Here is an 11,761-nt window from a genome sequence, read left to right on the forward strand (position 1 = left end):
ATGAGCGACGCAAGCTTCAATGCCAGCACCGTGACCGCGCAGACCCGCGCGGACGAGGCCAGCTTTGGCGACTATTTCGCCCTGCTGAAGCCGCGGGTCATGTCGTTGGTGGTGTTCACGGCGCTTGTCGGTCTGCTGGCGGCGCCTGTGCCGGTCCATCCCTTTGTCGGCTTCTGCGCCATCTTGTTCATTGCCATCGGTGGTGGTGCCTCGGGTGCGCTGAACATGTGGTGGGACGCTGACATTGACAAGGTGATGAAGCGCACCAAAGGCCGTCCGATTCCGTCCGGCAAGGTCGAGGCGGGCGAGGCCATGGCCATTGGGCTGGCGCTGTCTGGCCTGTCGGTGATCATGCTGGGTCTGGCAACGAACTGGTTTGCCGGAGCCTTCCTGGGTTTCACTATCTTTTTCTATGTCGTGGTCTACACGATGTGGCTAAAGCGTTCGACGCCGCAGAACATCGTGATCGGTGGTGCGGCAGGGGCTTTCCCTCCGGTAATCGGTTGGGTCGCGGCCACGGGGTCGATGACGCTTGAGCCGTGGTTGATGTTTGCCTTGACCTTCATGTGGACTCCACCGCATTTCTGGGCTCTGGCGCTGTTCATGCGCTCGGATTACGACGATGCGGGTGTGCCGATGCTGACCGTGACACACGGCCGCCGCGCGACGCGCTGGCACATTCTTGTTTACACCGTACTGCTGGCGCTGCTGGCGGTTGGCACGTCCTTCTCGGGCATCGGTGGCCCGATCTATCTGACCGTTGCTGTTGTGATGAACGCCCTGTTCTTGCGCGGAGCGTGGCAGATCTCGCGCCGCACCGAGGATGACTCAGAGGCAGATAACTTCAAGGTCGAGCGCTCATTCTTTAAGCTGTCACTGCTCTACCTGTTCCTGCACTTCGGCGCGATTCTGGCTGAGGCGTTGTTGAAACCCTATGGATTGGGAGGTTGGTCATGAGTCTGCGCAAAAGCCATGAACTGCACCAGCGCCGGTTCAACCGCAATCTGGGGGTGGGTCTGACGCTGGCTGCCTTCATCGTGATCATCTTTGGGCTAACGATCGTTAAAGTCTCGGGCACTGGCCTGGGTCAGCCGACACAAGAGGTTCAGAACTGATGGCCTTGTCCGGTCCGCAAAAAACAGTGATGCAGACGGTCAGTGTGGTCGTGCTGATGGGCGGTTTGGCCTGGGCGGCGGTGCCGTTTTACGACTGGTTCTGCCGGGTCACTGGTTTTGGCGGTACGGTTGGTGTGGCCGAAACCGCGCCCGAGGATATTCTGGACCGCAAGGTCACTGTCCGCTTTGACGCCTCGAAAGCCAAAGGCATGGCGTGGGAGTTCAAACCGGTCGAGCGTGAGATGGAAGTGCGCATCGGTGAGACCGGATTGGCCTTTTACGAAGCCCACAACCCGACCGACCGTCCGATTGCCGGGCAGGCGTCTTACAACGTCGCGCCGTATTCGGCCGGTGGGTATTTTCAGAAAATCGCCTGTTTCTGTTTTGAAGAGCAGGTGCTGCAACCCGGTGAGCGGGTGCAGATGCCGGTAACCTTCTTCGTCGACCCGGAAATCGTCGAGGATCTGGAAGCCAAGTATGTGCATACGATTACTCTGTCGTATACATTCTACGAAATAGACCTGCCCGAGGGCTACGCAGCCCTGGATGAGCAGGCAGATACAAATACGAACTAACGCCTGTAGGTGAGGGACGCTGATGGCACACGCAAAAAACCATGATTATCACATTCTGGCCCCGTCGATCTGGCCGCTGATCGGCGCGATCGGTGGCTTTGTAATGCTGTTCGGAGCCGTCCTTTGGATGCACAGTGTTACACCGTTTGTGTTCTGGGCCGGTCTGGTGGCCGTTCTTTACACCATGTTCGCCTGGTGGTCCGAGGTTGTGGCCGAGAGCCGCGCTGGCGACCACACGCCGGTTGTGCGCATCGGTCTGCGTTACGGCTTTATCCTGTTCGTTATGTCCGAGGTGATGTTCTTCTTTGCCTGGTTCTGGTCGTTCTTCAAACACCGCATGTATCCGATGTACGACTATGCTGGCACCGAGTACATCCAGCCGGATATTCACGCGGTTGACCCCTTCCACCTGCCGCTGATCAACACGCTGGTTCTGTTGCTGTCGGGCTGTGCGATCACCTGGGCGCACCACGCGCTGGTGCATGACAATGACCGCAAGGCGCTGATCAACGGTCTGGCTATCGGTATCGTACTGGGTATCGCATTTACCGCCCTGCAGGGCTTTGAATATTATGAATTGCTGGCGCACGAAGGCTGGAAATTCGGCGACGATCAGTTCTATTCGAACTTCTTCATGGCCACCGGGTTCCACGGGTTCCACGTGATCATCGGTACCATCTTCCTGTCGGTCTGCCTGATCCGGGCGCTACGCGGTGACTTTACCCCTGAAAAACACGTCGGGTTTGAAGCGGCAGCCTGGTACTGGCACTTTGTGGATGTCGTCTGGCTGTTCCTGTTCTTCGCCGTCTACATCTGGGGTCAGGCCCCGCTGATTTAACGCCGGTCAGGCGATCCAATTGCAAAAGCCGCCCCAAGGGGCGGCTTTTTCTCTATCCAGGGCGCAAGATTGCGCCCGATACAATTGCGTGGTTGCAATCTTGCACGTGGCACCCTTAACAAGGCGCCGGTTCAACCCGAGCCTTTAGGTAACGAAATCTGGTCCCGATATGCGCCGCATCCTGTTCCTGCTGATATTTGGTATTGCCGGTTTGGCGATCCTGTTGTCTCTGGGCTTTTGGCAGATGCAGCGACTGACATGGAAACAGGGTGTTCTGTCCGAGATTGATACCCGCATCACGGCAGCACCGGTTGCCTTACCCGACAGCGTTTCTCCTGAGGATGACAAGTACTTGCCGGTAACGATTTCTGGTGAGATGGAGCCCGGGGAAATCCATGTTCTGGTTTCGGTCAAACTTGTTGGCGCAGGTTACCGCATTATTCAGCGTTTCAGCACTGAAGACCGAACAATTCTTGTAGACCGGGGGTTTGTTCCGACCACTGCCAAGCAGGCTGAACGGCAGGTGGGTCAGATGGAGGTAACGGGTAATCTGCATTGGCCCGATGAGGTCGACGGGTACACACCCGAACCGGACATGGAAAGCAATATCTGGTTTGCCCGCGACGTGCCCAATCTGGCCGCTGCTTTGGGGGCTGAACCGGTGCTTCTTATCGCCCGTTCACAAACTGACCCGGGCGTGACGCCCCTGCCTGTCGACACTGCGGGTATTCCCAATGACCACCTGCAATATGCAATCACATGGTTTGGTCTGGCTCTGGTCTGGGCCGCGATGACCGGTTATTTCCTGTGGCGCAATCGCGCCCCTTCTGAAAGTGAAGAGCAATGAAATACATCTCGACCCGTGGCCAAGCGCCTGAACTGACCTTTGAAGAGGCGATGCTGACCGGGCTGGCCCGCGATGGTGGCCTGTACCTGCCTGCCGAAATTCCGGTGATGAGCCAGGAAGAGATCGCAGCATTGGCAGGGTTGCCTTATGAGGAAATCGCGTTCAGCGTGATGTGGCCCTATGTCAGCGGGTCCTTTGCCGAGGATGAGTTCAAGGCGATCATCGCCCGCGCCTATGAAGGCTTTGGTCATGATGCCCGTGCGCCACTGAAGCAGCTGAACGAAAACCACTTCCTACTGGAGTTGTTCCACGGTCCGACACTGGCGTTCAAAGACTTTGCCATGCAACTGATCGGGCAACTGTTCCAGGTGGCCCTGAAGCGGCGCGGTGAACGTGTGACCATCGTGGGCGCAACCAGCGGCGATACGGGTTCGGCCGCGATTGAGGCGTTCCGGGGGCTGGATGCCGTGGACGTGTTCATTCTGTTCCCCCATGGTCGTGTGTCCGAGGTGCAACGCCGCCAGATGACCACGCCGGCAGACAGCAATGTGCATGCATTGTCCGTTGATGGCGACTTTGACGATTGTCAGGCTGCCGTGAAGGACATGTTCAACGATTTCGAATTTCGCGATGGGGTGAAACTGGCGGGCGTGAACTCGATCAACTTTGCCCGCGTGTTGGCGCAGGTGGTCTACTATTTCTCGGCTGCGGCCAGCCTGGGGGCACCGCATCGCAAGGTCAGCTTCACTGTGCCTACCGGCAATTTCGGTGACATCTTTGCCGGTTATATCGCCAAGTGCATGGGGCTGCCCATTGATCGGTTGGTTGTGGCCACAAACCAGAACGACATTCTGCATCGCTGCCTTTCGGGGCAGGGGTACTTCAAGGGCGACACCATTCCTTCGATCAGCCCGTCGATGGATATTCAGGTCAGCTCGAACTTTGAACGTGCGCTGTACTATGCCTATGGCGAGGATGGCAGCGCTGTATCGCAGTTGATGGATGAGCTGAAGAATGGCGGCTTCAACGTCAGTCAGGGCGCGATGGAAGCACTGCGCGAGAATTTCGACTCGGGCCGCGTGTCCGAGGATGAAACACTGGCCACCATCAAATCCGCATTGGCCCACAGCGCCGAGCTGGTTTGCCCGCACACCGCGGTCGGTATCAAGGTCGCCGAAGATCACCGTGCGGCTAACGTTCCGATGATCACTTTGGCCACCGCACATCCGGCGAAATTCCCGGCGGCGGTTGAGAAGGCGAGTGACGTACATCCGCCTCTTCCCTCTCGCATGTCTGATCTGTATGAACGTCCGGAACGGGTGACCCGCATCGCCAATGATCTGGGTGCCATTGAGGATCATATCAAAAGGCATATTGCTGAGTGACTGTCAGACAAGACCAACTGAAGAACGGCTTTCGTATCGTCAGTGAACATATGCCGGGGCTGCAATCGGCGGCCATCGGCATTTGGGTAACCGCCGGTGGGCGGCATGAACGGATCGAGCAGAACGGTATTGCCCATTTCCTTGAACATATGGCGTTCAAAGGAACTGAGCGCAGGTCTGCGCTGCAGATCGCCGAAGCGATCGAGGATGTGGGCGGGTATATCAACGCCTATACCTCGCGCGAGGTGACGGCCTATTACGCACGCGTTCTGAAAGACGATGTGGCGCTGGCGATGGACGTGATTGGTGACATCGTTCTGAACCCTGTCTTTGACCCGCGCGAGATCGAGGTTGAGCGCGGCGTGATCCTGCAGGAAATCGGTCAGGCCTATGACACGCCAGACGACGTGATTTTCGACTGGCTGCAAGAGCAGAGCTATCACGATCAACCGCTGGGTCGCACCATTCTGGGCCCGACTGAGCGGGTCAGCGCGTTTTCGCGCGAGGACCTGTCGGGTTTTGTCGCCGAGCATTATGGCCCCGAGCAGATGATCCTGTCTGCCGCGGGTGCGGTGGATCACGATGCGCTGATGAAAATGGCCGAAGAGATGTTTGGCCATCTGCAACCGCGCAAAGGGCTGGTTCCTGAAACGGCCCGCTTCACCGGTGGCGAAGCGCGACAAGAGAAAGAGCTGGAACAAGCCCATTTCGCACTCGCGCTGGAAAGCCCCGGCTACCGCGACGATGAGATCTATACGGCACAGATTTACTCCACCGCTTTGGGTGGCGGCATGTCCTCGCGCCTGTTTCAAGAGGTGCGCGAGATACGTGGCTTATGCTACACGATCTTTGCGCAGACCGGGGCCTATGCTGATACCGGAACAACAACGATCTACGCAGGCACCTCGGCGGATCAGGTCGCAGAGCTGGCCACGATTACCATCGATGAGATGAAGCGTGCCGCCGAAGACATGAGCGCCGAAGAGGTTGCCCGCGCCCGCGCGCAGATGAAAGCCGGGATGCTGATGGGGCTGGAAAGCCCATCAAACCGGGCGGAACGTCTGGCGCGTCTGGTTCAGATTTGGGACCGGGTGCCATCGCTTGAGGATACGGTCGCCAAGATCGATGCAGTCAGCACCGGGGATGTTCGTGCGTTTGCAGAAAAGATGGCGCTTCAGGCGCCGGCGGCCTTGGCGCTCTACGGTCCGGTTTCCGCCGCGCCCACGCTGGCAGAATTGCAGGAGAGGCGTGCGGCGTGATGCTGTTGGGCAGACGCAAGCTGAAACTCGAGACCGAGCGCCTAAGCCTGCGCCCGCCCGTTCACTCTGATTTCAACGATTGGGCGGCGCTGCGGCGAGCGTCCCAAGAATTCCTTACCCCGTGGGAGCCGATCTGGGCTAAGGATCATCTGACGCGCAAATCTTTCACCAATCGCGTCTACTGGGCGCAGCGTTCTGTGGCCAGTGGCACAGCGATTCCTTTGTTCCTATTCCGTCGATCCGATGATGTGCTTCTGGGGGCGATCACGCTGGACAACGTGCGCCGCGGCCCGGCGCAGGCCGGTACGCTGGGATACTGGACCGGTCAAACCTTTGCCCGCAACGGGTATATGCGCGAGGCGATAGGCGCGATTGTCCACTATGCCTTCACCCGCTTGGATCTGAGCCGGATCGAGGCCGCGTGCCTGCCCGAAAACAAGCCCTCGCGCGGGTTGCTGGAAAGCTCGGGCTTCAAATACGAAGGCGTGGCGCAGTCTTATCTGCAGATCAACGGGCGGTGGCGGACGCATGTCCTGTATGCCAGCCTGCGGTCGGATCGGCGCGGCAAGACAGACGCGGGCTAGGGGCTTTGCCCCCGGCGCGGCCAGCCGCGCCTCCCCCGAGATATTTTTGGCCAGATGAACAAGGGGCATGACTTGTTGGCGTTCTGCGCTACACTTGCCCCATGCGCTGGATTGTTGCGGTATTGATGGTGATCTCGGGCGGGGCTGTGGCGCAGGAGCGGCGGCCGAGCCATTGTATCGCCATCGCGGATGCTGCGCCGGGGATTGAGTATATTCACAAGGCGGCGTGGCAGGACCCGATCCCGGAATTTTCCGTGCGGATCAGCTATATCGCCCATGCCTCTTTCCTGATCCAGACGCAGGGCGGGTTGAACGCAGTGACGGATTTCACCGGCTTTATCGGTAGTGCCGATTTGATCCCGGATGTGGTCACCATGAACCATGCGCACAGTACTCATTGGACCGCTCATCCCGATCCTGCAATCCCGCATGTGTTACCGGGGTGGGGCGAGTTTGGGCAGGGGATCGATCATTACCTTGATCTGGGCGAGATGCTGGTACGTAATGTCTCGACCGATATCCGAACTGCGTATGGCGGCGTGGAAGAGCGCGGCAATTCGATCTTTGTGTTCGAGGTGGAAGGACTGTGCATCGGCCATCTGGGCCATTTGCACCATATACCATCCGATGAACAATTTGCGGCGTTGGGGCGGCTGGATGTTGTCATGGCGGCGGTGGATGGGGGAACGACGATGCCTCTGCCCGAGATGATCTCGGTCCTTAAGCGGCTGAAAAGTTCCGTTATCATCCCGATGCACTGGTTCTCGGGCTTTTCTCTGGACCGGTTTTTGGTCGATGTCCGCAATGATTTTCCGGTTGAACGCAAGGGAGCAACCGAAATCACCGTGTCGCTGCGTACTCTGCCAAGTCAGCCAACAGTGGTCGTGCTGGAGCCGCAGTATCTGATCGAACTGGAATAGGGCTTGTCCGGGCGCGTTCGCTTGGGCAATGAGGTGGCATGACACTGAATCCTGCCGATGAGAAACTGGCCCGTCTGATCCGGGCTGATCTGGGTGAAGATATTATGCGCCCGGTCACGGAACGCTATCTGGAAGAGCCACGGGGGCGTTTTACCGGACATGCCGGTTTGTTGGCCTTACCGCGAACGGTTGATGAAGTAGCAGCGCTGGTGCGATTGGCCTTGGATAGGCGGGTACCGGTGGTGCCTTACGGTGGTGGCACAGGGCTGGTAGGCGGACAGGTAATGCCGGACGGGCCAGCGCCCCTCTTGATCTCGTTAGAGAGGATGACCGCGATCCGGGCGGTTTACCCGACTGAAAACATTCTGATTGCCGAGGCAGGTGCCATTCTGGCAGATGTACAAACCGCCGCGGAAGAGGCGAACCGGTTATTCCCTCTAGCTCTTGCAGCGCAGGGATCGTGCCGGATCGGGGGCAACCTTGCCACCAATGCGGGTGGGGTCAACGTGTTGCGCTATGGCAATGCGCGCGACCTTTGTTTGGGGCTTGAGGCGGTTCTGCCCAGCGGTGAAATCTGGCACGGGCTCAGCCGGTTGCGCAAGGACAACACCGGCTATGATCTTCGTAACCTGCTGATAGGTGCGGAGGGTACATTGGGGATCATCACCGCCGCCTCGTTGAAGCTTTCTCCGCGGCCCGAAGCGGTCGGAACCGCGATGCTTCAGGTCGCTTCGCCCCAAGCGGCGATCGATTTACTATCATTGGCCCACGACCAACTGGGTGAAGCGGTCAGCACCTTTGAGCTGATCCACAAGCAGGGGCTGCAATTCCTGACCGAGGTTTTGCCAGATGTGCGCCAGCCATTTGCAACACAGCCCGAATGGTGCGTTCTGATCGAACTTGGATTGTTTGCGGGGCACTCGCCCGCTGACGCGCTGGAAACGCTGTATATTGAAGCGGACAAAGCTGGCCTCGTCGGGGAGGCGGTTATTGCGCAAAGCGAGGCGCAGCGTATGGACCTATGGGCCGTGCGCGAGCGTATCCCCGAGGCCAACCGGCTGATCGGGTCGGTGTCCAGTCACGATATCTCGGTCCCGATATCCCGAATTCCCGAATTCATTCAACGCGGGGCCGAGGTCGTGGCCGCGCTTGGGTTGTTCCGCATCAACTGTTTTGGTCACGTTGGTGATGGCAATCTGCACTACAACGTGTTCCCGCCCTTGGGCCACAGCCGTTCGGAGTTTGATGACGAGAGACAGGCCGTCAAACACGCTGTGCATGATCTGGTGGAGGCCTTTGGTGGCTCGGTCAGTGCCGAGCATGGGGTAGGGCGTCTGAAAGCCGATGATCTTGAGCGCTATGGCGGCGCGACAAAGCTGTCTGCAATGCGTTCCATCAAAGCTGCGCTGGACCCGCAGGGGATCATGAATCCGGGTGCGGTTTTGAAGGCGGATTGATCGTGCCGCTTCCCGCGCCTTGCCTTTGGGAAATTGAATGACGGGCGTTTACAGCCCTTCGAATTCGCACAGAACGTGCACATCCATACCCATGTCTTCCAACGCCTTGCGGCCGCCCAGTTCCGGCAGGTCGACAATGAATGAGCATGATACGATCTCACCCCCCAGCCGTTCAATCAGCTTGATCCCGGCAGCGGCGGTGCCGCCCGTTGCCAGCAGATCGTCGACAACAAGGATTTTCTCGCCCGGTTGAATGGCGTCATCGTGAATCTCGACGATGGCCTCACCATATTCCAGTTTGTAATCTTGGCTGATGGTGGTGCCGGGCAGTTTGCCCTTTTTGCGGATCGGCACGAAGCCAACACTCAGCTGATGGGCGATGGCACCGCCCAGTATGAAGCCGCGCGCCTCGAGGCCCACGACTTTGTCGATCTGCTCACCCGCGTAGGGGTGCAACATCTGGTCGATTGCCATACGAAAACCGCGCGGATCAGCGAACAGTGTGGTGACGTCGCGAAACATGATCCCCTCATGCGGGAAATCGACGATGGTTCGGATGTAATCCTTGACCGACTTGTTTCTGGACATTGCCAATCCCTCTGACGTCAAAACACGCAGGCGTATTTGGCCCATTGGGGACAGCCTTGCAAGGAAAGATTATCGCTGACTTCCCGACAGGGAGCGGAATTGAGCTTTGATAATACGAAATAGCGATGCTGTGCGGTAGGTGACCACGATGGACGCGCTGGACTGGTAAATGGAATGCCTGAGTCGCGGGAAGGTTGATTGCCAAAACTCTGTTTTGTTGGTAGGTCGCCGGTACCTGAAATTGCTATGCATTGTATATGCAGTGTATCGCTTGTGGATTTAGGCATTGAACAGGGTGTGCGGGAAAGATGGACAGCAAGGTATCTGCCAAGAAAAACAGCCAGTTGGTCCTGCGCCTGGACAAGGATGAACGGGACGCATTTGTTGAATTGTGCAGGGAACTGGATACATCAGCCGCTCGCGAAATACGACGTTTTATCCGTGGGTTCATGAAAGAACACGAAGCGAGCTGAACCCTCAGGCCGGGCGGCGCAGCACGGCGGTTGCAACCCCCATTCCAATCAAAGTCAGCCCTCCGAACCGGGTCATCGCAGTGATGACCTCGGCGCGTCCGATCATCCGGCGCAGCCGGTCAGCCAGCAGCGCATAGGCCAGTGCGTTCAGCCAGGCCAGACCCACGAAAGTTGCGATCAGGATAGCGAATTGCGGGCCCAATGGGTCCGCCGGACGCAGGAATTGCGGTACGAAGGCGATGAAAAAGGCAATGGATTTCGGGTTCAGCGCCGTAACGGCGGCGGCATGGCCAAAGACACTTTGTGCGGTGACGTTTCGCCCGGTCGCTGGCGCCTCTAACCCGCCCGAGGGCGCGCTGCGCAGCAGCTTGATTCCCAGCCACACAAGATAGGCCGCACCCACCCATTTCAGCACAGAAAACAAAGTAGCCGAGGCCAGCACCAGCGCCCCCAGCCCCAGTAGCGAAGCGGTCATTGCAACCAGATCCCCTACCGCCACCCCTGTGGCCGAGGCCACGGCGACGCTGCGCCCTTTTGATAAGGCATAGCTAAGCACCAGCAACACAGTCGGGCCGGGGATAAGCAGCAAGGCGGTCGATGCGGCCACGAAAGCCAGCCAAAGTTCAAAAGACATGGGGTTACCCGTTTGGTTTCGCCCTCACCAAGCCCCGCCGCGACGGTGAGGTCAAGCCTTTCGTGGCTCGGTGACGCGACGCATCAATGCCTCAAGTGGGCCGCGCTTGAACCGGCGGAACCACAACAGGGCAAAACCCGAGGACAAAGCGCAGAACCCAAGCGCGTAAACCACGATCTGTGTTGGTTTGAGTGTGCCATTTAGCAAACCAAGCTCCTCCAGCAATCCCATCCCGATCAGGATATGCGCCACATAGAGGGTCAGGCTCTGCCGTCCCGGAGCGGTCAGGGCAGAGCCAAAGCGCAGTTTTTCGATCTTTGGCCATAGCTTCAGCAACAGTCCGATCACCACGCACGCCGATCCGGTGCTGGCCAGGATATAGAACGGCCCTGGCGGAATCGATGCAGTGCCCAGATAGGCAACCAATTCCGGATCGGACACCAACCTTTGTGGAAACAGGGCCAATACGGCAGCGCCAAATCCCCACATGATCAGGCGGTGTTGAATGCAGATCGTGCGAAGCTGTGATCGCCCGATGGCCATGCCGATCAGCAGGAAAGCAGCCCAAGGTAAAACCGGGTGCCAACCGTTGAAAATTGCATTTCGTAAAAAGCCGGGCAGGGTCCAGAGGTCGGGATAGCTGAGCGTGGACCAATCCCAGCCCCGCTCATAGTCAAAGATAAGGTTGGCCAAAACGGCCAGCGCAACAATTCCCAACGCCCCCAGCCACAACATACGTCCCGAGGCCGAAAGAAACGCCGCCCCCACCACAAAATACAATGCGTAGAAATGCAGAATGTCAGCGTCGAACACGGTCATGTTGATCAGGCCGAGAACGAACAGAAAGGCCGCGCGCCGCAGCAGCACACCAGCGGGGATGCTCGACAGACCCAATCCCACACCGGCCAGAATGACGAACAGCGCGGCGGCTCTCCCCTCCAATGCGTCGACAAAACCCGACGCCCAGTCGTGGCCCGGCGCAACTTGCGCCGCGATGCGGAAGTTCACCAGCACCATACCGCAAAAAGCAATAAAGCGGGCGGCGTCCAGGGCTTCGAGTCGTTTCATGGTGCTCCTCTGTTTGGG

The 11,761-nt window shown here is 58.4% G+C and carries 14 protein-coding genes; 11 read left to right on the forward strand and 3 right to left on the reverse strand.

The window, feature by feature from the left end:
- From cyoE to ACR0M2_RS19380, 10 genes are all read left to right on the forward strand, one after another.
- Window positions 1-957 carry a heme o synthase gene (gene cyoE / locus ACR0M2_RS19335; protein ID WP_170516924.1) on the forward strand — a complete coding sequence of 319 codons (957 nt, stop codon included), beginning with the start codon at window positions 1-3 and terminating at the stop codon, window positions 955-957.
- Entirely contained in the window at window positions 954-1,115 is a 162-nt protein-coding gene (locus ACR0M2_RS19340) for a hypothetical protein (RefSeq protein WP_170351427.1), read from the forward strand. Before cyoE ends, ACR0M2_RS19340 begins: the two co-directional genes overlap by 4 nt.
- Entirely contained in the window at window positions 1,115-1,690 is a 576-nt protein-coding gene (locus tag ACR0M2_RS19345; RefSeq protein ID WP_170351425.1) for a cytochrome c oxidase assembly protein, read from the forward strand. The genes ACR0M2_RS19340 and ACR0M2_RS19345 overlap by 1 nt, the downstream gene beginning before the upstream one ends.
- Before the next feature lie 22 nt (window positions 1,691-1,712).
- Window positions 1,713-2,528 carry a cytochrome c oxidase subunit 3 gene (locus ACR0M2_RS19350; protein ID WP_480706687.1) on the forward strand — a complete coding sequence of 272 codons (816 nt, stop codon included), beginning with the start codon at window positions 1,713-1,715 and terminating at the stop codon, window positions 2,526-2,528.
- A gap of 169 nt (window positions 2,529-2,697) precedes the next feature.
- A complete protein-coding gene (locus tag ACR0M2_RS19355) occupies window positions 2,698-3,375 on the forward strand; it encodes an SURF1 family protein (RefSeq protein WP_170414291.1) in 678 nt (225 codons plus the stop codon).
- Window positions 3,372-4,760: a threonine synthase gene (thrC, locus tag ACR0M2_RS19360; protein ID WP_480706689.1), complete on the forward strand. Its 1,389-nt coding sequence runs from the start codon at window positions 3,372-3,374 to the stop codon at window positions 4,758-4,760. The genes ACR0M2_RS19355 and thrC overlap by 4 nt, the downstream gene beginning before the upstream one ends.
- Window positions 4,757-6,019 (forward strand): M16 family metallopeptidase, encoded by a 1,263-nt coding sequence (locus tag ACR0M2_RS19365; protein ID WP_170379107.1) that lies wholly within the window; start codon window positions 4,757-4,759, stop codon window positions 6,017-6,019. Before thrC ends, ACR0M2_RS19365 begins: the two co-directional genes overlap by 4 nt.
- Window positions 6,019-6,603 carry a GNAT family N-acetyltransferase gene (locus ACR0M2_RS19370; protein ID WP_170351416.1) on the forward strand — a complete coding sequence of 195 codons (585 nt, stop codon included), beginning with the start codon at window positions 6,019-6,021 and terminating at the stop codon, window positions 6,601-6,603. The genes ACR0M2_RS19365 and ACR0M2_RS19370 overlap by 1 nt, the downstream gene beginning before the upstream one ends.
- A gap of 101 nt (window positions 6,604-6,704) precedes the next feature.
- The gene (locus tag ACR0M2_RS19375) at window positions 6,705-7,523 is read left to right on the forward strand and encodes an MBL fold metallo-hydrolase (RefSeq protein ID WP_480706690.1); all 819 of its coding nucleotides are present in this window, start codon (window positions 6,705-6,707) and stop codon (window positions 7,521-7,523) included.
- A 38-nt stretch (window positions 7,524-7,561) separates the two neighbouring features.
- Entirely contained in the window at window positions 7,562-8,980 is a 1,419-nt protein-coding gene (locus tag ACR0M2_RS19380) for an FAD-binding oxidoreductase (protein ID WP_480706692.1), read from the forward strand.
- Between the two features lie 48 nt (window positions 8,981-9,028).
- On the opposite strand, the gene ACR0M2_RS19385 is transcribed toward ACR0M2_RS19380, so the two are convergent.
- Window positions 9,029-9,568 (reverse strand): adenine phosphoribosyltransferase, encoded by a 540-nt coding sequence (locus ACR0M2_RS19385; protein ID WP_170351410.1) that lies wholly within the window; start codon window positions 9,566-9,568, stop codon window positions 9,029-9,031.
- A gap of 308 nt (window positions 9,569-9,876) precedes the next feature.
- Between ACR0M2_RS19385 and ACR0M2_RS19390 the strand changes: the two genes are divergently transcribed.
- Window positions 9,877-10,041: a hypothetical protein gene (locus ACR0M2_RS19390; protein WP_170351409.1), complete on the forward strand. Its 165-nt coding sequence runs from the start codon at window positions 9,877-9,879 to the stop codon at window positions 10,039-10,041.
- A gap of 4 nt (window positions 10,042-10,045) precedes the next feature.
- On the opposite strand, the gene ACR0M2_RS19395 is transcribed toward ACR0M2_RS19390, so the two are convergent.
- On the reverse strand, window positions 10,046-10,675 hold the full coding sequence (locus ACR0M2_RS19395) for a LysE family translocator (protein ID WP_170351407.1): 630 nt from the start codon (window positions 10,673-10,675) through the stop codon (window positions 10,046-10,048).
- A gap of 51 nt (window positions 10,676-10,726) precedes the next feature.
- Window positions 10,727-11,743: a DUF418 domain-containing protein gene (locus ACR0M2_RS19400; protein WP_480706694.1), complete on the reverse strand. Its 1,017-nt coding sequence runs from the start codon at window positions 11,741-11,743 to the stop codon at window positions 10,727-10,729.
- Window positions 11,744-11,761: the final 18 nt, after the last annotated feature.

Source organism: Ruegeria sp. BE10, from assembly GCF_056538905.1.